Raw genomic sequence first — 23,722 nt, forward strand, 5'->3', positions numbered from 1 at the left:
GTAATGTGTTTCGAAGGAGCGTTAATCAATGATGCGACGTCTTCTCACCTTGTCTGCCGCGATCCTGCTCGCGACGACCTGCATGGGCTCCAGAGGCGCGCCGGCGGGCAATGAGTCCGGCGGCAATACGGCTGCCCGGCAGGCATCGGGCGAGGCGTCGGATGCGCCCGAATTCGATCTGACTGGCCTGTCTGCGTATCGGGCGCAACAACAGGTGTCCGGCACGATCAGGAACTTCGGTTTCGGCCTGGGAGGCGTGTTGAAGGAGTGGGAGGATGGGTTCCGGAAAATTCATCCCGACGTTTATTTCGACGACAAGCTTCCGACCAGCGACGCGGCAATCCCGGCACTGGTGACCGGCGTCACCGATCTCGCGCCGGATGGCGGCGAAGCGACCCTGACCGAAACACTGTCGTTCTTCGAAACCTATGGATACCACGTGACCGATATTACGGTGGCGAGTGGCGCCTATGACGTGGAGGGCCGCTCTAACGGGCCGGTTGTGTATGTCAGCAAGGACAACCCGATTAGCAGGCTAACGGTCGAACAGCTCGACGGGATCTTCGGCGCCGAGCGCACTGCCGGTATGCGCGGCTTCAAATGGACCCTTTCCGACGGCCGCGATGCGCGGGAGAACATTCGCACCTGGGGTCAGCTGGGGCTCAAGGGACCGTGGGCCAACAAGCCGATTCACACCTATGGACATGCGCCGTCCGGCACGTCGCGCTTCTTTCAGTGGAAGGTGCTAAGGAACGGCGACAAATGGAATCCGAACTATCAGGAGTTCGTCGAAACAGGCAGCAAGATGATCGCGGACGACGATCGCGTCACGCAACACGGCGGGCTGCAATACATGCTGGCCGATCAGCTGGCGCACGATCCCTACGGTATTGCGTGGACCGTGGTTCCGCAGGCGCGCAACGTGTCCGGGATCAAGCCAGTTGCGTTGGCGGCGCGCGGGGGCGGGCCATTCGTCGTTCCCAGCAGGGCGAGTTTTCAAAGCCGCGCCTATCCGCTCGTGCGCAGTATCTATATCTATCTGAATCGCCGGCCGGGCCAGCCGATCGACCCGAAGCTGAAGGAATTCTTACGGTACGTCCTGAGCCGGGACGGTCAGGAAGCCGTCGTGAAGAATGGCAACTATCTGCCGCTTACCGCGGCAGTGGCAAGCGAACAACTCAGGAGACTTGAATAGCGTCTGCGTATAAGGCGCTATGGGTACAACCGATAATTTTTACACGTTCATAAAGTCGAAACAGGAGGAGTTCATGAAGCTAGCGTCATTATCGAAATGGCACCGATCAGCATTCGCGCTGCTTGTTTTCGCGGGGCTGACGCTTTCCGCTGCGCATGCCGGCGCGCAAACGCCTGATCTGAATCAGCTCCCCGCTTATAAGCCGGAATACAAGGTGACAGGCGGCTTGCGCATTGCCGGTAGCGAATTGAAGGGCAACGTCGACTTACTGGTGGAGGGGTTCAGGAAATTCCACCCGGACGCGATGATCTCCACCAACTTCATGACCAGTAGCGAAGGCGCGCTCGGCATGATGTACGCAGGCGTGTCGGACGTCGCGCCGATGGGCGACGATGCAAAGATTACCGATCAAATGCCGTTCTACAACACGTTCCGGCATGTTCCGACGGAAATCTCCATTGCGACCGGCGGCTATGACAAACGTGGAACCCTGTTCGCTTGGGCAATCGTGGTCAATAAGGACAATCCACTCGCGAAACTTTCGATGGAACAACTGGACCGGATTTTCGGCTCCGAGCGCACCGGTGGCTGGGAGATCGGTGCCGACGCAAATAACAATCTTCTGTACACCTCCAGGTACGCGCGCGGCCCCGAGACCAACATCCGCACGTGGGGACAACTCGGCCTGAGCGGAGATTGGGCGAACAAGGAAATCCAGACCTACGGGTATATCGCACCAGGCTTCGCCGTCAATTTCGAGCGCAAGGTCATGCATTGGTCGGATAAGTGGAATCCGAACTTCAAGGAATACGTCGAAGAGAAAGAGGCGACCGCCGATTCAGCCGGCAAGGCGGTTGCGAGCGAGCGGATGCTGGATGACCTTAGCAAGAACAAATACGGCATCGGCTGGGCGGCGCTGATGCATGTCAAAGACTATCCGAACGTCAAGGTACTCGCCATTTCGAATACGGACAACGGCGCGGCGATTGCACTAACGCCCGACAACGTCAAGAACCGCAGCTACCCGCTCACGCGCGACGCGTACATCTACGTCAATCGCGCGCCGGGGCAGGCACTCGATCCCAAGGTTCGCGAGTTCATGCGATTCGTGCTCAGCCGCGACGGCCAGCAGATTATCCAGAACGCCGGTGTCTATGCGCCGCTGCCGGCCACGTATGTCGCTGAGCAATTGAAAAAGCTCAATTGAGAGACCTCCCATGAAAGTCGGCCTTCACGCTCTCAGCTTTGTCGTTGCGGTCTCCATGGCGGCCTGCGCGGCTTCAGCCAGGACGGCTGCGCCCGATCGATATGAACCGCTTCAGCAGGTGAGCGGGGAAATCAGGATCTGGGGAAGTCCGGCCGATGGTTCGCTGCTTAAAGACTGGGAGTCCGGCTTCAAAAGGTTTCAGGCGGGGGTGACATTCAGCGAGCAGTTGCATGGACCGGAATCGACCATGGCGGGAGTGTACAACGACGTTGCCGATCTGGCGTTCATGGGGCGCGAGATGCGTCTGCCGGTGGAGAGCATGGCATTTGAATGGGTGCATCTGCACAAGCCCGTCAGCATCCAGGTTGCCAACGCCGGCTTGCGTGCCGGGCGGCCCAGCGCGAACCTGGCGATCTTCGTCAACAAGCGCAATCCGATCACGCAACTCACGTTGGCACAACTCGATGCGATTTTCGGCGCTGAGCACAAACGCGGTCAGGCGAACTTCCGTCACTGGGGTGAGCTTGGCCTCGAGGGCGCGTGGATGGACCAGCCGATCGACGTCTATGGTCCGGCGGTGGACAGCATTCCTGCGCTCTTTATCCGCCATGCAGTGTTGAAAGGCAGCCAGAAATGGAATGCGGGCTATCGGGAAATCTCTGCGGAAGGCCCGGATCTGCTTGCCGCAGTGGCGCGTGACCCCGCGGGAATCGCCTTTGCGCCGCTGAGCGCGGGTAACGATGAAGTCAAGCCGGTGGCGCTGGCAAGCGACGCCTCGGGTCCCTTTTATCCGCTGACGGCGCGCAACGTCGAGGAACGCACCTATCCGATTGCGCGCGTCATCACGATGGTGCTGGACCGCGCACCGGGCAAGCCGATCGATCCAAAGGTGAAGGAATTTCTCCGCTATATCCTGAGCCGGGACGGGCAAGCCGCCGTTGCGCGCGACGGTGCTTACATTCCGCTGAGCGTTGAAAGCGCGCAGCAGCAACTCCAGCGGCTCGACTAGTCGGTGAAAATGATCATGCGTGTCCTATCGTTACTGCTCTGTCTTTTTCTGATTGCCGGCAACGCCTGCGCGGACAGCTTGGACCTGCCACCGCTCTACCAGCCCCGGCAACACGTTTCCGGTGTCATTCGCATCTGGGGGCATGGTGCGTACGGCAACGCCACCGATTTCATCGAATTGCTGGTGCGCGCCTGGGAAGCCGGTTTTCGGAAATATCAACCTGATGTGCAGTTCGATAACGAACTGCATGGCACCGCATCGGCGATCGGGGCGTTGTACACAGGCACGGGCGACCTTGCTCTGATGGGCCGCGAGATCTGGCCTAACGAGGTCGCGGCGTTCAAGGAGGTTTTCCACTACCCGCCGACCGGCGTGGACGTATTGACCGGCAGCTTCGACGTTCGCAACCGGGGCTATGCGATCGTGGTCTTTGTGAACAAAGCCAATCCGCTGACCCGTCTGACGCTCGCGCAACTCGACGCGCTGTATAGCGTCGATCACCGCCGGGGGGCGGCACCGGTGCGAACCTGGGGGGACCTCGGCCTGACCGGCGAATGGCGCGACAAGCCGGTTCATCTCTACGGGTTGCCGACCGCGCGAGGTTTTGCCGAGTACTTTGAAGACGCTGTTTTTCTGGGTGCGCGGAAATGGAATCCCGGCCTGCGTGAGTTCGCCGATGCGCCAGGTTCAAAAGGCGGCGCGACAGATGGTGGGCAGATGATGCTCGACGCGCTGGCGCAAGACCCGCTGGGGGTCGGCTATGCCGGTCTGGTTTATCACAACCCGAACGTCAAGCCGCTCGCGCTGGGTGTCGCCGACAACGGCCCGTTCGTCGAGCCGACGAAGCAGAGCGTCATCGACCACACCTATCCGCTCAAACGGATGATCACGATGTTCCTCAATCGGGCGCCGGGCCAGACGGTCGATCCCAAACTCGAAGAATTTCTTCGCTATGTGTTGAGCCGGGAAGGGCAGGAAGCGGTGCTGCGCGATGGTCAGGGCTATTTGCCGATGCTCGCGCCATTCGCCGACCAGGAACTGAGCAAACTGGAGAACTGAAGGATGGTGACAAGATCATTTGCGGCGCTCGTGCTTTCGCTGATGTCCGTGATTGCGGTGGCACAGAATACCTGGCAGTCGCAGCCGACCGAAGCATCAAAAAAACTTCCGATCGGCTCGGCGGCCGAGCGTAAGGCTCGCATGTCGGCCAGAGCCAATCGGCCGGCGTATACGAAGCAGTTCGATCTCTCCGGACTTCCTCATTACGTGCCGGAGCAGAAGCTGAAGGGGACGTTGCATATCTGCGGCAATAACTACATCGGCGACGCGCCGCTTGGCGGCTGGTGGAAGCAGGAGTTCGAGAAATTTCAGCCAGGCATCAAGATCGAGTACTACCTGCCCACGGCCGCGATCGCGGTTCCGTGCCTCTATTTCGATCGCGCGGAAATCGGCATCAACCACGCACCGAGTTTCTACGACAGCCTCGGACACTTGCGTCTGAAAGGGTATGAGCCGATTGGAATCTCCGTGGTCACCGGCTCATTCGACTATGTGGGCTGGCAGAACAACATGGTGATCATCGTGAACAGGAACAACCCGATCATCGGGATCACGATGAAACAACTCGACGGGATCTTCGGTTCTACACGCGACGGCGGCTGGGTCGGCACGACCTGGCACCCGGAGTTCGCCCGCGGACCCGAAGGCGATATTCGCACCTGGGGCCAAATGGGATTGAACGGATCGTGGGCCGACGAAAAAATCCATCCGCATGGCTACAGCCTGCGCTACGCGACCGCGATCGAGTTCTCCAACAAGGTTCTGCGGGCGAGTGACAAGTGGAATGGCGATTTGCACGCTTATGCCAACTATCGTCGCGCCGACGGCACCACCTACCTTGAAGCGGACCAGATCACCGACCAGGTGAGCAAGGACCCGTCGGCAATCGGCTATGTGCGATACCACGATGGCTTTCCGAAGGACGTCAAGGTGTTGGCCGTCGCCAGGGACGACAACGGTCCTTACGTCGACTACACCATCGACACGCTGCAGAACCGCACCTATCCGCTGTGGGGAGACCAGTCGTTCTGGGTCAGCGTCAAACCCGGCGAAAAGATGAACCCGAAGGTGCGCGAATTCATCCGCTTCGTTCTGAGCCGCGAGGGGCAGGAAGCTGTGCAGAGGGACGGCAAGTACCTTCCACTCTCCGCTGAAGCAGCACGTGACGAACTGAAGAAACTTAATTGAGGAGATCAGATGATGAATCGCAAATTCGCTGGCGCCGCGCTGAGCCTGGCGCTTCTGATGAGTATCACCGCTTCGGCGACGGTGTTCGCCGGCACCGACTCACCCGTAAAAGGACAGCGGGACGGCGAGTCCACTGAAGGTCTGGATATGCAGGCTGCCCGCGCGAAGATGATGACCGCACGCGGTCGGCACGTCGCGTACACGAAGAAGTTCGATCTGTCCGGACTGCCCGACTACGCACCGAAGCAGAAAGTGAGCGGCACGATCCGTATATGGGGAAGCAATTACATCACGGACGGCTTCCTCGGCGGCTACTGGGAAGCTGCGTTTAAAAAGTACCACCCTGATGCCACGATTGACTGGCATATGAATACGACGCTGTCCGCGGTGCCTTCGCTGGCTCTCGGGATCAGCGACGTGGGCATTGGACGCAAGATCACGTTTCAGGAGCAGGAGCTGTTCGAGCGATCCACCAATCATGCGCCGGTCGAGATCGACATTGCGACCGGGTCCTATGACGTTCCCGGCTGGCAACCCGGATACGGCGTCGTCGTGAACAGGAGCAACCCACTCACCAGGATCACTATGGAACAGCTTGACGACATCTTCGGTGCTGAGCGCACCGGCGGATGGGAGGGGACGAGCTGGCGTCCCAATTGGGCGCGCGGCCCGGAGAAGAATATCCGCACCTGGGGTCAGCTTGGACTTGACGGCGAGTGGGCCGACAAGCCGATTAACGTGTACGGACTGACACTGCGGTATCACCAGGCGACCGAGATTTCCGATCGCATCCTCAAGGGCAGCGACAAGTGGAACGAGCATCTCACGATCTATGCGAACTACGTGTCGAAGACCGGCAAGCTGGAGCGCGGGATGAACGAGGACCTCGCTAATGATCCCTACGGCATCGGCATCGTTGCGGCGCCCACGACCAATCTGACCGGCGGCGCGTCTGAGCCGACGCAGAAGATCCTGCCGGTGGCCTGGAGAAATGGCGGACCTTACGTCGCTTATACGTTGGAGACACTTCAGAACCGGTCCTATCCACTCTATGACCAGATCTTTGCGTATCTGGACCATGAGGCCGGTAAGCCGGTGAATCCGGGCGTGCTGGAATTCCTGCGCTTCGTGTTGAGCCGGCAAGGTCAGGAACTGGTGCAAAAGGATGGAAAGTATCTGCCGCTTACCGCCGAAGTCGCCAGGGCGGGGTTGCAGAAGCTCGATGCGCTCGAGAAATGAACGGTGTCACCGTCGATATCGCACATAGCGGGCTCAAGAAGCCCAGAGGAGTTGCAATATGAAGCGCAGGAGCGTGCTCGCCGGACTCTGCTCGGCACCTTTGGCCGCCGCGTCGCTTGCACCGCGATCCGTCTGGGCCGCGGACATTGTCGCCCCGACTACCGATGCCGCGACCTTGTCGAAGGCCCGAGCCGCCGGTACGAAGAAGCGGGCGGTGCGCAAGTTCTACCAACCTCAGTTCGACCTGAGCGGCTTGCCCGAATACGCGCCCGCGCAGCGCGTGACGGGCACAATCCGGCAGTGGGGCAATAACTATATCCAGGACAGTCCGCTCGTCGAGGTATGGGAACAGGCCTTTCAGAAATTCCATCCCGCTGTCAGGTTCGAAGACAACCTGTCGAGTTCGTCGGTCGCGTTTCCCGGGTTGATCGCGGGTGTCGCTGACCTGGCGCCGATGGGGCGCCAGGCGCTGTGGGACGAATTGAAGGGATTCGAGCGCGAGGGCGCCGAGGGCGGCGCAGAAGGCTCCGCCGCCGTCGACATCGTGGAGATCGTGATGGCCACAGGCTCTTACGACGTGCGCGGCTGGACCTTCGCGTTGGGCATTTTCGTGCATCAGGACAATCCCCTTTCCCGGGTCACGTTAGAGCAACTCGACGGGATTTTCGGTGCCGAGCGCGCCGGAGGGTGGGACGGACTGACGTGGCGGCCGGAATACGCGCGCGGCCCGGAAAAGAACATCCGTACCTGGGGCCAACTCGGCCTGACCGGTGAATGGGCCGACAAGCCGATTCACGTGTACGGCTATAACTTCAAGTATCACTTCGCCGATGAAATCGACAAGAAGGTGTTGAAGGGATCGGGCAAGTGGAATGAAGAACTGCGCATGTACTCGAACATGGCGGGACAAAAGACGGATGGCACGCTGACCGGAGGGGGCGAACTCATGATGAACGACCTCTCGAAGGATAAGTACGGGATCGCCTACACGGGAATGCCATTCAAGACGCCGCAAACCAAGGCGTTGGCGGTCGCCGCGAAGACCGGCAGACCCTATGTCGACCTCACGCTCCAGACCGTGCAGGCGCGCCAGTATCCGCTGACGCGCGACGTGTACTACTACCTGAAGCGCGAAAAAGGCAAACCAACTGATCCTAAAGTAAAGGAATTCCTTCGCTACGTTCTCAGCAGGGAAGGGCAAGCTGCCGTCGAGCGCGATGGAAAATATCTGCCGCTGACTGCCGATGCAGCACGCGAGCAGCTTGATAAATTGGGTTGAGCGAGATTGAACCAGATGAAGCGAACCTTCTTCCTGTCAGCGGCCTTCGTGCTGGCGTTGCCGGTGTGTGCGCAGTCCACCGATCATATTTTTGCGCAACAGCTGGTCGACAAGACCCTGGCGGCGCATCCCGAATTGACGGTGCTGGCTTTGCACGTTACCCCGCCGGCGGAAACCGACAACATCATTATCGCGTCGAATATCGGCCGCATCGGCAAGAAAGCCGACGCCGACGATCTGAGCGTGCTCGATACAGGAAAGCCGCGCGTTGAAATGACCAAAACCGGTGACTTGTCAGTGGAAGTGCTAATGCGCGATGCCGCCGGGCAAACGATCGGCGTAATCGGATCGACGTTTAAATATCAGGCCGGCGATGACAAGTCAAAAACAGTAAAACTGGCGGAGCAGATTCGGGACGAGTTGGCTGACCAAACCCCATCGCTGGAGAAGCTGTTCGAGCGGTCCCGATAGACACGGGGCTGTATTAGTCACCACTCCGTTTCTACTTTACGCAGGCGGGTTACGCACCTGAGGGGGCGTCGCGCACCTCAACACGCCGTTGCCGAACCCTGAGAATAAAGCGCCCATGCACCACGATCCTGGGTTTCAGACCAGCTGAATTTTTATTTAGGACTCTTTCATTTCCGCTCAAGGTATCGAACCTAGAATCAGACTCACCGTTTGACCGGTATCGACTTGTTGGTTATCGAGGATAAACATGAAACCTTTGAAGAAAATCGCGTTTGCAGCGACCTTCGGCGCGCTGTGCGTCACGTCCCTCTGGACTGCCGAAGCGGCGCATGCCGAAAACACCAAGAACTGGACACCGCCGTCGCAGAAGATTTATGCACAAACGCTGTCCGATCAGATCATGGCGCAGCATCCGGAGTTACTCAGTGTGACGTTCCATGGAATCCCGCCCGGCGCCACCGATAAGTACACGATGTTCGCCGGCTCCTATCCGGATCGCATCGGCAATGCGGACGATCCGGACGACATCGACATCAGCAAAAAGGGCATTACGATCGTCGACCCGAGATGGCATCGCACGAATGACACGGTGAAGAAATTTGTCATGATGCTGCCGTTGCGCGACGCGTCCGGCGAAAATATCGGCGAAATCGTGATCGCTTACAAGAACGACGCCAACAGCGGTAAGGGCGAGAAGGACTACTTCCTGGCATCCACTGCGTTGCGCGACAGTCTGGAGAAGCAGATTCCGAGCTATGCGGCACTGTACGAGCCGGCCAGGTAACACCGGGAGCGGACTATCCTCTTCGGCCCTCGAGGTTTCGTTGCCTGGCCGCCTCGGTAGGCAACGAAATTCCAGAGGTCTCTAAAGACTACATCACCGTTATCAAGGAGACGGAAAATGCGCGCACGATTTTCCGCGATGTTGTCCCTCGCGATTCTCCTCGCGCCTGCGCTCTACGCGAGGCAGTCTTATGCCGGGGGCACCGCCCAAACTGAGTCGGCAAATGCGCCACTCACGCTGGCGGGTCGCAGCGCCTTGCCGGGTTACACCGGAGACTTCGATCACTTCGCCGTCGATCTGAAGGGAAATCGCCTGTTCCTCGCCGGCGAAGACGGCGGCACGCTCGAAATTTTCAATCTGAAAACGGGTCAGCACGTGAGGACGGTAACAGGTTTTGAGCAGCCGCATGCCATCCTCTATCTGCCGGAAAGAAATCGTCTGATCGTCACCGATAGCGGCGAGAGCATGACCAAGATTGTGGATGCCACCACCTACCGGATCGTCGGAAGAATCAAGCTGACGCCGGGGGCGGATTCCATGCGCTATGACCCGTCCCGCAAGCGCCTTTACATCGTGACTGGCGGCAAGAACGCCAAGGTCAAGATGGCGGACACGGTCGTCTCGGAGGTGGACCCGGCGAGCGGCAAGCGGATCGGCGACATCAAGTTCGATACGGACTTCACCGAATCGATGGCGGCTGAACAAAAGGGCAATCGGCTCTATATCAATCTGACCGGCAAGAGCGAGATCGCGGTGGTGAACAAGGACACGCGCGCCGTCATCGAAACCTGGCCCATTAAAGACGGCGAGATGAATGCGCCGATGGCGCTCGATGAAGACCATCATCGGCTGTTCGTCGTGACGCGCAAGCCTTTCAAACTGTTCGTGCTCAATGCCGACACGGGAGCAGAGGTCACCAGCTTCAAGGCGCCGGAACGAACCAACGAAATGCTGTTCGACGTGGCGAACCGCCGAATCTATCTCGCCGGTGACGACTACCTCGGCGTGATCCAGCAAAAGGACGCCGATCATTATGAGGAACTGGCGCACGTGTCGTCCGCGAGGGGAGCCAAGACGGCTATTCTCGTACCCGCGCTCAATCGCGTGTACGCCGCGATTTCGCCGGGTGACGAAAAGGTCGGCGGGGCACTCCTGTGGTTCACCGTCAACGCCGGGAGCCCGCAGGATTCCGTTGCAGGCAAGTAACCGCAGCGGCGGGCGGCAACGGTCAGTCTTGTTCCAGGGCGCACAAAGAAAATGCCTGTGCAGCCCAAACTCTCTTTATCGCCTACTGCCGACATAGCCTGGGTGACGGTAAGGGTCGGGGGCTGCTCGCGGGTCCCGGCCTATCAACGACCCGATGCGAACAACAAGCACTCCCCGGCAAGGGTCGCAAGCAGCGATCAGTACCTTTGTGGAAGACCACTGTGCAAGAAATCCGCGCCTGGCTACGCCTGAATCCGACACTCCATGACGAGGCGGCATTGCTGCCCAATCGCGATGGGCAGGCGATGTCCAGGTCCAACGTCGCACAGTGCCTGACACTCCATATGGTTAAAAAACGTCGAACCTGGAGGTTATTTGGTTAACTGGTTGAGTCTTCCAACCTCGAAAAACCGTGCCTGGGCGACTGAAACGGAAGTTATTGGGTTCATTTTTCGGAAGCCAATCGAGTTCCTCTACAATCTTCCGTAGACGTCCTGTAGATCACCGATTTTAAAGCGATTCATGGGTAGCGACGTGCTTGCTGCTTCCAGTAAGGTCCCGCACAATTTCTTCGGTGTCACGCATATTGGAAAGATCAATAGCCGAGACTCGGCCCTTAAGACACGACCGAGTCGAGCCCGGAGCGTAGTGAAAACGCGCTGGCCGTCAGAAAAGCCGACTGGGCATGGACATTTCAGCGCCTTGCGGCCCTGCGATCACGACCCGCGAGTACTTACCCTATGGGCTGTCAAATCTCTTGACATCGTGAATTTGACTTCATAAATTCACTCCCACTGAACCGTCATTTTTTTCTGGCGGCTCCACGGCAACGTTGCCGTGCCACATATGGAAGGCTATGCAGCCCCCGAACTCGCGTCCAACGCAGGTTCGGGGGCTTTTTGCTTTTTGGAGAAGAAATGGTGACGCTGCAGTACCACTCCGCGGAACGTGGCCTTGAGGGCCTCGTCATCGCATGCGTTCAGATGGAACCTCATGTCGGCAGAAAGCGCCACAACGTGGCGCAATGTGTCCGCCACATCGAAGCCGCGGCGCATCACGGCGCGTCGCTGGTGGTGTTGCCAGAACTGGTCAGCACCGGCTACGTGTTCAAGGATCGCGACGAAGTATTCGCGCTGGCCGAACCGATTCCGGACGGCGAAACCGCGCTGCTGCTCGCCGAAACGGCGCAGCGTCTTGGTATTCATATCGTCGCCGGCATCGCCGAGCGCTCGGGCGAACAACTCTACAACTCAGCCATCCTGATCGGTCCCTCGGGTTACGTCGGCGTGTATCGCAAGCTGCATCTCTGGAATGACGAGCATCGATTCTTCGAACCGGGCGACCTTGGCGTTCCAGTGTTCGACACGCCGCTGGGACGCATCGCCGTCGCGATCTGCTACGACGGCTGGTTTCCCGAAACATACCGCCTCGCCGCGATGCAAGGCGCGGACCTCGTGTGTGTGCCGACCAACTGGGTACCGATGCCCGCGCAACCGGATGATCGTCCCGCCATGGCGACGACGCTGACCATGGCGGCCGCGCATAGCAACGGCGTGGTGATCGCATGCGCCAATCGCATCGGCATTGAACGTGGTCAACCGTTCGTCGGCCAGAGCCTGATCGTGAATGGCAACGGCTGGCCTGTCGCAGGGCCGGCCAGCGTCGACCGCGAAGAAATTCTGTATGCCGCCATCGATCTGACGCGCACCCGTGCGGCGCGCACGCTGAATACCTTCAACCACGTGCTGCGCGACCGGCGCACGGACGTGTACGACCCGATGCTGGGCACCGGTTGGCCTGCCTCACGTTCATGAGGCATCCCATCGCGCCTGTATGAAATACAAGCATTTCATTCGACTACTGTGAGGAAAAAATCCATGCTTCCGTTCAACAGACCCATCCTTGCCGGCGCTATCGTGGCGCTCGCCACCGCCTGCACCTGCATCAGCGCGCTCGCCGCCGACCCGATCAGGATCGGCGTATCGGTAGGCTTGTCCGGCGCCAATAGCGTTGTCGCGCCGGCCGTTGTGCAATCATCGCAACTTGCGGTCGAGGAAATCAACGCCGCCGGCGGCATCCTGGGCCGCCAGGTTCAGCTTGACATCACCGACGACGCATCGGGAGCGGTCGGCGCCCAGAAGGCGTACGACGCGCTCGTGTTCCAGAAGAATGTCGACGCGATCATTTCCATGGAAACGAGTGCCGCGCGTAATGCCGCGTTGCCGATCGTCGCGCGCGGCAAGAAGCCGTTCGTTTACACGTCGTTCTATGAGGGCCGCTCGTGCAGCCCGTGGATGTATGTCAACGGCTGGGTGCCGGAGCAGCAGGTCGCGCCGGTGGTCGATTACTTCACGAAAACCAAGGGCGCCAAGACCTTCTATCTGGTTGGCAACGACTACGTTTTTGGCCGCGGTATGCTCGGCTTTACCAGGAAGTACATCGAGCAGCACGGCGGCAAGGTGGTCGGCGAGGAATATCTGCCGATCGACGGCACCGACTGGACGCCGATTCTCTCCAAGATCCGCTCGGTTCATCCCGATGCGCTGATCAGCGCGACGGCCGGCGGCGCGCCCAATGTATCGCTCGCCAAGCAGCTGAAGGGGGCGGGCATGACGCTGCCCTATGGCAACCTCGCAATCGACGAAGGCACCGCGAAGAGCATGGGCGACGTCGCCGCGGGCATGTACATGTCGGGCTCCTACCTGACGAGTATCGGTACGCCGGGCAACAAGAAGTTTCTGGCCGCGATGGACAAGAAGTTCGGCAAGGACCTGAAGACGCCGAACGAACTGTCCGAACCGCAGTACGAAGCCTTCTTCCTTTACAAGGCCGCGGTAGAAAAGGCCGGCTCCACCGATGCCGACAAGGTCGTCAAGGCGCTGGGGCAGGTCTCGTTCGACGGACCGCGTGGACTGGTCGCCATGAACATGAGTCGCCACACGCCGCTCGCGATGCGCCTCGGCCAGATTCAGCCGGACGGCTCGGTCACGATCCTGCAGACTGTTCCGGACGTGGATCCGGGCGCGCAATGCCCGAGCATCAAGTAGAGGCGGTTCGGCATACCGCATTCGCCTGAGGCGTAGACGCATCCGACGCCCAGGCGGACGTGACTGGAGAAGACAATGATTCTGGCACTCGACATTTTCACAACGGCGGCGGTGCTGTTCATCGTGACGGCCGGGTTGATGGTGATTTTCGGCGTGATGAAAATCGTCAATTTCGCCCACGGCGCGCTACTGACGTTGGGCGCCTACGCGAGCTTCGTCGTCACGCAGTTGAAGCTGAATCCGTGGGTCGGCTTGCCGCTCGCGATCGTGGTCGGTACCGTCGTGGGCATGCTCGTCGAACTGGTGATTGTGCGGCCGCTCTATAAGCGTCCGCTCGACGCGATTCTCGCCACGTGGGGTCTCGGCATCGTGATCGGGCAGCTCGTCGTGATGACCTTCGGCCGCGAGGCACAGTTTGTGGAGACGCCGCTGAAAGGGGCCGTCACCATCGCGGGGACGGACTATTCCGCTTACCGTTTGCTGCTGATCCCGGTCGCGCTCGGTCTCTGTGCCCTCATGACCGCGCTGCTCACGGGAACACGCTTTGGCATCAAGACGCGCGCGGTGATCATGAACGAGGACCTCGCGCGAGGCCTCGGCATTCATTCCGGTCGCATCCGTTTCATCACCTTCAGCCTGGGCGCCGCGCTGGGATCGCTCGCCGGCACGCTTATTACGCCGTTGTCCAGCGTAGACCCGGACATGGGACTGCCGTGGCTTGTCAGCGCGTTCATGCTGGTGATGGTTTCAGGACACTCGATGCTCAGCCTGCTGCTGACATGCCTCGTATTCGGCGCTTGCCAGGTGCTGGTCAGCACGTTCGTCAGTCCGGTGCTGGGCGGGTTGACTATTGCCGTGCTAGCCGCGCTTACGCTGCGCATTCGTCCGAAGGGGTTTTCTCATGGCTAAAGTTGATGCATCGCCACATCGGGCCGGTGTCCGGTCCGTGCACAGCGTCGAGCGGGCGCGCAGCCGGCGAGCCGTACATGGACGCGGTCTGCTGATGGGCGGCGGCCTGGCTGTCGTGCTGCTGGCCGCGGGGCCGCTCGTATTCGGCTCGTATTTGCTGAATGTCCTCATTCAGGCGTTCTTCTTTTCGATCGTGGCAGTGACAGTGGACATCCTGTGGGGATACACCGGATATCTGACGTTCGGGCAATCGGCGTTCTTCGGTCTCGGCGCCTACGCGGCGGGGCTTGTCTTTACGCACGGCGGTTTCTCGGCGGGTTATGTGGTGCTCGCCATGGGAGCGGCTGTCGCGGTGACCGCGGCCGTCGCCGCGTTGCTAGGCTGGCTGTCGTTCTATCGCGGCGCGTCGCCGTTCTTCGCCACGGTGATGTCGCTCGTTTTGCCGATCGTTCTCAGCCAGTTGCTGCTCTCCGGCGGCGCATGGACCGGTTCGAGTTCGGGACTGACTGGCTACGAGACGTTCGATCTTTCGCTGCACGCCTGGTACTGGCTCGCCGGCGCGGCGCTGCTGGCCGTCGCCACGATCGCATGGCTCTTCGTACGCAGCGACGGCGGCCGCGTGCTGGCTGCGATTCGCGACAACGAGTCGCGCTGCTCGTACCTCGGCATCAACACGTCGCTCGTGAAGATCGTCTTGCTCGTGGTAACCGCTGCCATCGCCGGTCTGGCGGGATTCGGCTACGGCTCGTTTAGCGGTGTGGTGGCGCCTGAGCTGGCCGGGTTCGTCCTTGGCACCCAGTTGATCATCTGGGTTGCGCTCGGCGGCCGGGGAACGCTGTGGGGACCGGTGATCGGCGCGCTTCTGATCAACGTCGGGACCGCCTATCTCAGTGGCAGCATGCCGTTCGCCTGGCAATTGATTCTCGGCGCCGCGTTCGTGGCTGTGATTGTGCTATTGCCGCAAGGTCTCGTGCCGCTCTTGCTGAAGCCGTTGCGCGATCTGGCCGGCTACGGCGCTGAGCCGGAACTGGTGGAGCGCGCCGGGCGCGCGGATCACCGGCAACAGTCATCCGAGCCGGCGCTGCAGATGAACGGTGTCGCCAAACAATTCGGCAGCCTGAAAGTGCTGCAAGGTATCGACCTGAACGCCAACGCGGGCGAACTGGTCGGCGTCATCGGTCCGAACGGCGCCGGCAAGACGACGCTCATGCGTTGCATGAGCGACGGCGCGGAACGCTCCGCCGGCACGGTCGTGCTGTGCGGCAACGATATCCGGCAAGTGCCCCCGGACCGGTGCGTGCACTTCGGATTGGGGCGCAAGTTCCAGAACGCGAACATCTTCGAGACGCTCACGGTGGCGGAGTGCCTGCGAATCGCTGGCACGATCATCAAGCGGCCCCTGCTGTTCCGGCGCTCCGCTACGGTTGCATTGCCGCCCTACGCGATGGAAGTGATCCGCACCACCCGGCTGGATCAAAAGCTCGGGGCGGTCGCGAGAGATCTTTCGCACGGGGAGCAGCAGGCGCTGGAACTGGCGATGGTGCTCGCACTGGAGCCACGCATCGTGCTGCTTGATGAGCCCACCGCGGGACTGACCAAAACTGAGCGCACGCAAATCGGCAATGTGCTGGCCGCGCTGGCACACCAATATCAGCTCTGCTGTCTGCTGGTGGAGCACGATCTCGACTTTGTCGCCGAGATCGCCACGCGCATCGTGGTGCTGCATCAGGGGCGTATCGTGATGCAAGGCAACTTCAGCGAAGTTGTCAACTCCGAGCTGGTCAGAACGATTTATGCGGGTACCGCGCAAAACGCCGGGGCCGGCGAGCAGAGCGAAAAACGGGAGGCGTCATGAGCGGGATCGCGTTGGAACTTCGGGACGTGACCAGCGGCTACAAGGCCTCGGTCGTGCTGCGCAAGCTGTCGATGACAGTGGCCAACGGCGAGGCCGTCGCGCTGCTCGGCAAGAACGGCATGGGCAAAACCACGTTGCTCAAGGCGATCATGGGCTATCTGCCGAAGAAAGCGGGCGCCATCCACGCGCGCGGGCGAGACATTACACGCATGGCGCCCCATCGGATCGCGCGGGAGGGCATTGCTTACGCGCCGCAGGAACATGCACTGTTTCAGGATCTCAGCATTCGCGATAACCTGCGCCTCGGGCTCGCGAAGGCGTCGGTGTTCGACGAACGTTTTGCCGAAATCGAGCCGGTTTTTCCGGTGTTCGCAAGCCGGCTGAAGCAGTTCGCCGGCACGTTGTCCGGCGGTGAACAGAAAATGCTGCTGGTGGCGCGCGCGCTCATGATGCGCCCATCGATCATTCTGCTCGACGAGATCACGGAAGGTTTGCAGCCGTCCGTGATCGATCGTCTCGCCGACGCGCTGCTATGGGAACGCAACCAGCACGGCACGACGCTTCTGCTGATCGAGCAGAACGTGCCTTTCGCGCTGAAAGTCGCCGACCGTTATGCCGTGCTCAAGCAGGGCGAGATCATCGACGACGGCAATGCGAAGCGTGAAACGGCGGCGGCATCGATCTTTGAACACCTGCGTGTCTGACGTCAGGACCACCATCACACTATCCGAGGCACGATGAGCACATACTCACTCTATCGCCCCTGCTCGGGACTGGACCTGCTTGAGCGAACCGCCCGCGATCCTCGCGAGCGCGAGCGCATCGTGGTCGAGTCGCTGGCGCGCATCGAGGCGGTTGAACCGGAGGTCCGGGCCATGACGGCCGTGGTGCCGCGCGAAGCCGCGTTGGCTGCGGCGGGGCTGGCAAAGGGCCCGCTCGCGGGGATGCCGATCGCGGTGAAAGACATCGTCGACACCTACGACATCGCCACCCGTTACGGCTCGCCCATTTATGAGGACCATCAACCGAAATCCGACGCCGCGATCGTCACCCTGTTGCGGCGCAACGGTGGCGTCATCCTGGGCAAGACCGTCACCAGCGAGTTTGCGTACATGGCCCCGCCGGTCACCCGCAATCCGTGCGACCTTGGGCGTACCCCGGGGGGATCGTCGTCCGGCTCGGCCGCCGCGGTGGCGGCCGGCATGGTGCCGTTCGCGATCGGTACGCAAACCGGCGGCTCGACCATCCGGCCCGCCTCGTTTTGCGGCATCGCCGGCTATAAGCCGACATTCGGCATGCTGCCGACCGTCGGCATGAAGTGCTTTTCGTGGTCGTTCGATACGATTGGCCTGTTTGGCGCCGGCGTGCGCGACGTGGCTTACCTCGCGCAGGTGCTGTCGGGCCGCCAACTGGCCGTAGCTGGCGTATCCGCCAACCCGGTATTCGGTGTGCCGGACAACTACCCATGGACCGAACCGTCCGCGAATGCCAGCGCCGCGCTCGACACGGCGGTGCGGGCTATCGAGCACGCGGGCGGAAGCGTGCGGCGCGTGCGCTTCGCCCCGTGGATGGCCGACCTGGTCGCCGCGCACAACACGATTCAGAGCTACGAAGCATATCGGGCGCTGGGCTTCGAGTACGATCATCATCGTGCCGGTCTGTCGCCGATGCTCGCGGGCTTTCTCGAGCGCGCGGCGGGAATCGAAACGGCGAGCTATGTCACAGCGTGCGTGCTGATGGCACAGTCGAAGGGCCAGCTTTCGGAGCTGTTCGACGACCTGACCGGCTTGCTGATGCCGAGCGCGCCGGACGAAGCGCCCGACGGCCTTGGCTCGACCGGCGATCCCGCGTTCAATCGCAACTGGACATTGCTCGGTTGCCCGTGCGTGAACGTACCGGGCCTCTGGGGTGCGCGAGGCGGCCCGATCGGCGTGCAGGTCATCGGCCGGCCATGGGACGATGCCCGATGCCTCGACGCCGCCGCGTTCGTCGAGCGGGCGATCGCCGCATCGGTCGGACGTTCTCACACCACGTAGGGAACTGCGCATCGATGCAAGGAGGAAGCAGAATGGACGCAAATCCGCGACGGCCGCTCAATCAGAGCGAGGCGGACGACGGATGGCGCGTCGGTGTGCTGTATTCGCGCACAGGCGTGACCTCCGCGACCGAGTCGGAGCATTTTTTCGGCACCGCCCTCGCGATCGAAGAAGTCAATGCGGCCGGGGGGGTGGACGGACGTCTGCTGGACCCAGTCGTCTACGATCCGAAGAGCGATCCGGACGAATATCGCCGGCTTGCCACGCGGATGCTGCAGGAAGACGACGTGACGGTGATATTCGGCTGTTCGACGTCGTCGAGCCGGAAGGCGGTGCTGCCGGTGATCGAGCGCAACAATGCCTTGCTGTGGTACTGCTCGATTTACGAAGGTTTCGAATATTCGCCGAACGTGATTTACACCGGCGCGGTGCCGAACCAGAACAGCATGCAGTTGGCCGCGTATCTGCTGCGCAATCATGGCCGCCGTTTTTTTCTGATTGGCGCGGACTACATCTATCCGCGAGAATCGAACCGGATCATGCGCGACATGGTCGAGGAGCATGGTGGCGAAATCGTCGAAGAACTCTATCTGCCGAGCGATGCCGAACCGGCAGCTCTTGAAGAGGTGGTGCGGCAGATCAAGGCCGTCGAGCCCGACGTGGTTTTCTCGACGCTGATCGGGCGAGGCGCGCGTGCCTTCTATCAGCTGTATCGCGAACACGGCATTGATCCCGCGCGGATTCCGATCGCAAGCCTGACGATGACGGAAGGCGAAACGCGGATGATCGGCCCGGAACTGTGCGGCAGCCACATCGTCTCGGCCAGTTACGTGAACACGCTGAACTACGCGAGTAACCAGCGCTTCCTGAAATCGTGGCAGGCGCGATTCGGAGATCAGCCGGCCAGCATGTGGTCGGAAATGGCGTACAACCAGGTGCATCTCTTTGCGCTGGCCTTGGCACGCAGTGGAAGTCTCGATACGGCAAAGCTGGTGGAAGCGGTGCATCAAGTCGAATTCGATTCACCGGAAGGAGTGTTGAAAATCGACCCGGAGAACAATCATGCGATTCTGACGCCGCGCATTGCCGTGTGCCGTCCGGACGGCACGTTCGACATCGTCTGGGAGGGACGGAGCCCGGTCAAACCCGACCCCTATCTGACTTCGTACGGATTTGCTGAATTCTGGCTCGACGGAGAGTCGACATGAGCACGTGGGCCCGTCGTCTGTTCGACGATCTACGCACGCTGCGTGTCCTGGTGATTCATCCGCCGGGCGACGACCGCAATGTTCTGGAAGAGCAGTTGCGCCGCATCGGCTGTCCGGTGCTTGTGCTCTGGCCGTTTCCGTCGCAACTGCCCACCGATGTCGACGCGATTTTCTTTCTCGTCGGCCCGGAAACCCGCAGCGCGGGAAACTGGTGTGCGGCCGACACCGACGCAACTTTGATCGCGTTGTCCGACTACGAAAATCCAACGGTACTCAAGATGCTGGTGGATTCGCAGGCGCACGGCGTGATGACGAAGCCCTACCGTTCTACCGGCATTCTAAGCACCCTCGTACTCGCACGCGCGGCTTCCGGTTATCAGCAACGATTGCATAGCAAGATCGCCAAGCTCGAGGAAGCGATCAAGGCGCGACGCCACATCGAGAAGGCGATACGCATTCTGATGGAGGCGCATCAGCTCGGCGAAAACGAAGCCTATGAGCACATTCGTTCACGCGCGACGAACCTGCGGGTCACCGTGGGCGAGATCGCTACGTTGGTGATCGATGCGCATGAGGCAATGGAAAAACTGGGTCTTACCAAGGGATCGAAGCCTTAAGTGATAGGGACGCTAAAGGGCGCGCTTCGTGCGCGTCGTCGCCCAGTTCAACTCCGCCAACGAGTCCACCTCCCGGCCACGAATCGCATATCATGAAACAGTGGAAGCGGAAATTTGCTGCTCTTATACTGACGCGAATATCAGTCAAAGGAACAGTATGCGGCGCGTGATCGTCAGGCGGTCGTCAGTTCACGGGAAGGGCGTGTTCGCAATGCGGCCGCTCGCAGCAGGTGAGCGCGTGCTCGAATACCGAGGCGAATTGATTAGCTGGCGGGAAGCCGTGCGCCGGCATCGACGCGAAGGCGTCGCCGGGCACACCTTCCTTTTTGGGCTGTCGAATGGGCGCGTGATCGACGGCAGCCGCGGCGGCAACAGCGCGAGATGGCTGAACCACGCATGCGCGCCGAACTGCGAGACCATCGAGGACGTTGGCCGCATCTTCATCCACACGCTCCGCCCAATCGAGGCGGGCGAAGAACTTTTTATTGAATACCTGCTGGCGACTGACGATCCGCTGGATGAGGACGTCCGGGCCCAATATGCGTGCCGGTGTTCCGCTGCGGGCTGTCGTCAGTCGATGCTGGCGGATGTCGCGTGAATAGCGTTGTTGATCCTGTGCAGGGGCACCCACGCCAATTTGAAAAGCAGCGACGCGCCGATGCCTTCTGCCGATGGCATTGTCAGGAGCGCCGCAGATGTGGCTTTCCATCGCGATGCGCTGAAACCGCCGCTGTCGATGCGGGATGCTTCCGGCGAAGTCGAATCACGCGCGCCAGGGTGTGAATCCGACGTACTAGAACAGGTGGTCGATACCGACGGTGACCGCTGTCTGGCTGGACGTGCCGGCCGGGTTGAGCGTGCTGACCACCGCGTGCTTGTACGACGTGTAATCGACTTCGCTGTAGAGCGTGGTGCGCTTGGACAGCAGATAGGCGAACGAGAGCACCGACAGACCACGGCGGCTGGCCTTGTCGTTCGATACGGTGGTCTGGTAGTAGCCGCCATCGAAAACCATGTTCGGCGTGACGGTCCACGAGATACCGCCGAAGGCGTTGTTTGTCACCTGGTGCGGTGCGGCCGGATTCTGCAGATCCTCGGACATGAAGCCGCCCGACAGTCGTACCGGACCGATCCTGTAGGCGGCACCGGCCATGTAATAACTGTCGCCGACGTAGGTAGTACCGGTCAGTATGTTGCGATGCCCGTACACGCCACCGAGGCTAACCGGACCCGCGCTATAACTCATGCCGACTGCGCGCGTCGCTCCGCTGCTGAAATCGCCCGCGACGCCGCCGAACGAGTTGTCCACTTCGAACAGCAACGGACCGAAGACGTTCTTGTACTTGACGTCGTTGTTGTTGCGCGTGCCGTCCGAGGCGGTCGTCAACGGAAGGATCGGCGTGAAGTGGAAGGCGAACGGATCGTAGATACTGATGATGTCGTGCGAGATCGTGTACTGACGGCCAAGGTCGAGCGATCCGTACTTTGCGTTTCCAACGCCAACGAACGCCTGCCGGTTGAATTCCGTGCCGGTGGTATTGTCGAACTGCCCGTTGCCGAGGTTGAAGCCGCTCTCCAGCAGGAAGTGCGCGTCCCAGCCGTCGCCAAGGTCTTCCTTTCCGAGGAAATCGAGTTTGTTCGAACTGTAGTAGCCGTTCGAATTCATCGTCACCACCGTGCCACCGCCCTTTGCCGCATTCGTCTGGTAACGGACGCCGCCGTCCACCGTACCGTATAGCTGAACGCTAGATTGCGCATGTGCGGGCATTGCGCACAGCGCGCCGGCCGCAGCCGATAATCCAGCTCCGAGGGTTCTCCAAACCTTTCTTTTCATAGAATGTCTCCGATCTGATGTCGTGTGTTGTGAACCTTATAGCGATGGCACAGCCTCGCCACAAGATTCGTATGACTAAGTAAATTTATGTTTCCAACTCCGATTATCGATTTCTGGCTGAGCCGGCGGCGGTCGTTCTGAGCCGGCGGCGGTCGTTCATCCCGCGCTGCCGGCCCTGGGCCATATGTCGTTAGTTGCCTGCCTGACCGCTGCTCGTCTGGTTGAGGCGCCCCGGCGGCGGGTCCACCGGTTTGAAGCCGGTTTTCAGTTCATGGCGTAGCGCGACGCGGTCGAGCGCCTTTTCCCAGTTCGCCACCACGATGGTCGCCACGCTATTGCCGACGATGTTGGTGAACACGAAGGCGCTGGACATCGCCTTGTGAATGCCGAGAATCAGGGCGATCGATTCGACCGGAATCGTGTTCGATGCGGCGAGTGTCGCTGCCAGCACGGCAATCGCCGCGCCGGACACGCCTGCCGCGCCCTTGGACGTGAGCAGCAACACGGCGAGCAGTACCAGCTGGTCGTGCCAGTTCATCGGCGTGTTGGTGGCCTGAGCGAGGAACACGGCCGCTGCGGCGAAATACAGGCACGTGCCGTCGTGATTGAACGTGTACGCTGTCGGCAGAACCAGACCTACCACCGATTTTTCGCAGCCGAGCCGTTCGAGCTTGTCGATCAGTTGCGGGAAAACCGTCTCCGATGAACTCGTGCCGATCACGAGCAGCAACTCCGCACCGATGTAGCGCATCAGGCGTAGCAGGCTGAAGCCGTTGACTTTCGCGATCGGCCAGAGGATCAGCACGATGAAGAGCGCGCAGGTCAGATAGAACTCGAGTACGAGTTTGCCGAGCGAGAGCAGCGTGCCGAAGCCGAACTTGCTGACCGTAAAGGCGATCGCACCGAACGCGGCGAGAGGTGCGATTTTCATCGTCAGGCCGATGACCCAGAAGAGCGAACCCGAGACCGCGTCGATCAGGTTCAACGCCGGCTGTGCGCGCTCGCCGATTGCGGCCAGGCCGAATGCAAACAGCACCGAGAAGAACAGCACCTGGAGCACGTCGCCGCCGGCGAACGCACTGATCGCCGTGTGCGGAATTACATTCAGCAGGAATTCGCTCATCGTGACGACGTGGTGCGCTTTCGCGACGTACGCGTCGACGGCGGCGGAGTGCACGCCGTGCATGTCCACGTTCATGCCGACACCGGGCTTGAGCAGATTAATTACCACGAGGCCCAGCACCAGCGCGAGCGAGGTCACCACTTCAAAATAGAAAAGCGCTTTGACCGCCACGCGGCCGACCTTCTTGAAGTCGTTGACGCCCGCGATGCCGCTGCACACGGTGCAGAAGATGATCGGTCCAATCAGCATCTGGATGATGCGGATGAAGGCGTCGCCGACGGGCTGCAGATTGACGCCGAACTTCGGGAAGAAGTAGCCCGTGGCGACGCCCAGTGCCATACCGGCCAGCACCTGGAAGGACAGGTCGCGATAGAACGGCTGACGTGCCTTGGGTTTCGTGGCGGCGGACTTGCCGGGCAAGCTCATGGTGTCTCCTTGTCAAGCGGCGGCGAACTC

21 protein-coding genes are annotated in these 23,722 nt (G+C 60.7%); 19 read left to right on the forward strand and 2 right to left on the reverse strand.

Going from position 1 to position 23,722, the window contains the following annotated elements; genetic code table 11:
• Nucleotides 1–28 precede the first annotated feature (28 nt).
• From AC3WOG_RS24230 to AC3WOG_RS24320, 19 genes are all read left to right on the forward strand, one after another.
• Nucleotides 29–1,195 (forward strand): PstS family phosphate ABC transporter substrate-binding protein, encoded by a 1,167-nt coding sequence (locus AC3WOG_RS24230; RefSeq protein ID WP_492580439.1) that lies wholly within the window; start codon nt 29–31, stop codon nt 1,193–1,195.
• A 73-nt stretch (nt 1,196–1,268) separates the two neighbouring features.
• Nucleotides 1,269–2,402 carry a PstS family phosphate ABC transporter substrate-binding protein gene (locus AC3WOG_RS24235; protein ID WP_492580440.1) on the forward strand — a complete coding sequence of 378 codons (1,134 nt, stop codon included), beginning with the start codon at nt 1,269–1,271 and terminating at the stop codon, nt 2,400–2,402.
• 10 nt (nt 2,403–2,412) lie between these two features.
• Nucleotides 2,413–3,411 carry a PstS family phosphate ABC transporter substrate-binding protein gene (locus tag AC3WOG_RS24240; RefSeq protein WP_492580441.1) on the forward strand — a complete coding sequence of 333 codons (999 nt, stop codon included), beginning with the start codon at nt 2,413–2,415 and terminating at the stop codon, nt 3,409–3,411.
• 15 nt (nt 3,412–3,426) lie between these two features.
• Nucleotides 3,427–4,470, forward strand: a complete 1,044-nt coding sequence (locus tag AC3WOG_RS24245; RefSeq protein ID WP_492580442.1) for a PstS family phosphate ABC transporter substrate-binding protein — start codon at nt 3,427–3,429, stop codon at nt 4,468–4,470.
• 3 nt (nt 4,471–4,473) lie between these two features.
• Nucleotides 4,474–5,658, forward strand: a complete 1,185-nt coding sequence (locus AC3WOG_RS24250; protein WP_492580443.1) for a PstS family phosphate ABC transporter substrate-binding protein — start codon at nt 4,474–4,476, stop codon at nt 5,656–5,658.
• Between the two features lie 9 nt (nt 5,659–5,667).
• Entirely contained in the window at nt 5,668–6,897 is a 1,230-nt protein-coding gene (locus AC3WOG_RS24255) for a PstS family phosphate ABC transporter substrate-binding protein (protein ID WP_492580444.1), read from the forward strand.
• Between the two features lie 58 nt (nt 6,898–6,955).
• Nucleotides 6,956–8,176 carry a PstS family phosphate ABC transporter substrate-binding protein gene (locus AC3WOG_RS24260; RefSeq protein ID WP_492580445.1) on the forward strand — a complete coding sequence of 407 codons (1,221 nt, stop codon included), beginning with the start codon at nt 6,956–6,958 and terminating at the stop codon, nt 8,174–8,176.
• A gap of 6 nt (nt 8,177–8,182) precedes the next feature.
• Nucleotides 8,183–8,647, forward strand: coding sequence for a hypothetical protein (locus AC3WOG_RS24265; RefSeq protein ID WP_492580446.1), 465 nt, complete (start codon nt 8,183–8,185; stop codon nt 8,645–8,647).
• A 247-nt stretch (nt 8,648–8,894) separates the two neighbouring features.
• Nucleotides 8,895–9,431, forward strand: a complete 537-nt coding sequence (locus AC3WOG_RS24270) for a hypothetical protein (protein WP_492580447.1) — start codon at nt 8,895–8,897, stop codon at nt 9,429–9,431.
• A 117-nt stretch (nt 9,432–9,548) separates the two neighbouring features.
• Nucleotides 9,549–10,637 carry a YncE family protein gene (locus tag AC3WOG_RS24275; RefSeq protein WP_492580448.1) on the forward strand — a complete coding sequence of 363 codons (1,089 nt, stop codon included), beginning with the start codon at nt 9,549–9,551 and terminating at the stop codon, nt 10,635–10,637.
• A gap of 917 nt (nt 10,638–11,554) precedes the next feature.
• On the forward strand, nt 11,555–12,451 hold the full coding sequence (locus AC3WOG_RS24280; protein WP_492580449.1) for a nitrilase family protein: 897 nt from the start codon (nt 11,555–11,557) through the stop codon (nt 12,449–12,451).
• A 63-nt stretch (nt 12,452–12,514) separates the two neighbouring features.
• The gene (locus AC3WOG_RS24285; protein ID WP_492580450.1) at nt 12,515–13,684 is read left to right on the forward strand and encodes a substrate-binding protein; all 1,170 of its coding nucleotides are present in this window, start codon (nt 12,515–12,517) and stop codon (nt 13,682–13,684) included.
• A 75-nt stretch (nt 13,685–13,759) separates the two neighbouring features.
• Nucleotides 13,760–14,593 (forward strand): branched-chain amino acid ABC transporter permease, encoded by an 834-nt coding sequence (locus AC3WOG_RS24290; protein ID WP_492580451.1) that lies wholly within the window; start codon nt 13,760–13,762, stop codon nt 14,591–14,593.
• Nucleotides 14,586–16,448 (forward strand): ABC transporter permease subunit, encoded by a 1,863-nt coding sequence (locus AC3WOG_RS24295; protein ID WP_492580452.1) that lies wholly within the window; start codon nt 14,586–14,588, stop codon nt 16,446–16,448. The genes AC3WOG_RS24290 and AC3WOG_RS24295 overlap by 8 nt, the downstream gene beginning before the upstream one ends.
• Entirely contained in the window at nt 16,445–17,152 is a 708-nt protein-coding gene (locus tag AC3WOG_RS24300; RefSeq protein WP_492580453.1) for a branched-chain amino acid ABC transporter ATP-binding protein, read from the forward strand. The genes AC3WOG_RS24295 and AC3WOG_RS24300 overlap by 4 nt, the downstream gene beginning before the upstream one ends.
• A 33-nt stretch (nt 17,153–17,185) precedes the next feature.
• Nucleotides 17,186–18,484 carry an amidase gene (locus AC3WOG_RS24305; RefSeq protein WP_492580454.1) on the forward strand — a complete coding sequence of 433 codons (1,299 nt, stop codon included), beginning with the start codon at nt 17,186–17,188 and terminating at the stop codon, nt 18,482–18,484.
• A gap of 32 nt (nt 18,485–18,516) precedes the next feature.
• Nucleotides 18,517–19,692: a transporter substrate-binding domain-containing protein gene (locus tag AC3WOG_RS24310; protein WP_492580455.1), complete on the forward strand. Its 1,176-nt coding sequence runs from the start codon at nt 18,517–18,519 to the stop codon at nt 19,690–19,692.
• Nucleotides 19,689–20,309: an ANTAR domain-containing response regulator gene (locus AC3WOG_RS24315; protein ID WP_492580456.1), complete on the forward strand. Its 621-nt coding sequence runs from the start codon at nt 19,689–19,691 to the stop codon at nt 20,307–20,309. Before AC3WOG_RS24310 ends, AC3WOG_RS24315 begins: the two co-directional genes overlap by 4 nt.
• A gap of 157 nt (nt 20,310–20,466) precedes the next feature.
• The gene (locus AC3WOG_RS24320; RefSeq protein WP_492582428.1) at nt 20,467–20,907 is read left to right on the forward strand and encodes an SET domain-containing protein; all 441 of its coding nucleotides are present in this window, start codon (nt 20,467–20,469) and stop codon (nt 20,905–20,907) included.
• Nucleotides 20,908–21,102: 195 nt separating this feature from the next.
• Here AC3WOG_RS24320 and AC3WOG_RS24325 read toward each other — a convergent pair whose 3' ends face one another.
• Together AC3WOG_RS24325 and dctA are read right to left on the reverse strand one after the other, a co-directional pair.
• Nucleotides 21,103–22,143, reverse strand: a complete 1,041-nt coding sequence (locus tag AC3WOG_RS24325) for a porin (protein WP_492580457.1) — start codon at nt 22,141–22,143, stop codon at nt 21,103–21,105.
• A gap of 190 nt (nt 22,144–22,333) precedes the next feature.
• A complete protein-coding gene (gene dctA, locus AC3WOG_RS24330) occupies nt 22,334–23,692 on the reverse strand; it encodes a C4-dicarboxylate transporter DctA (protein WP_492580458.1) in 1,359 nt (452 codons plus the stop codon).
• Nucleotides 23,693–23,722 lie beyond the last annotated feature (30 nt).

The organism is Paraburkholderia sp. FW306-02-B, from assembly GCF_058782725.1.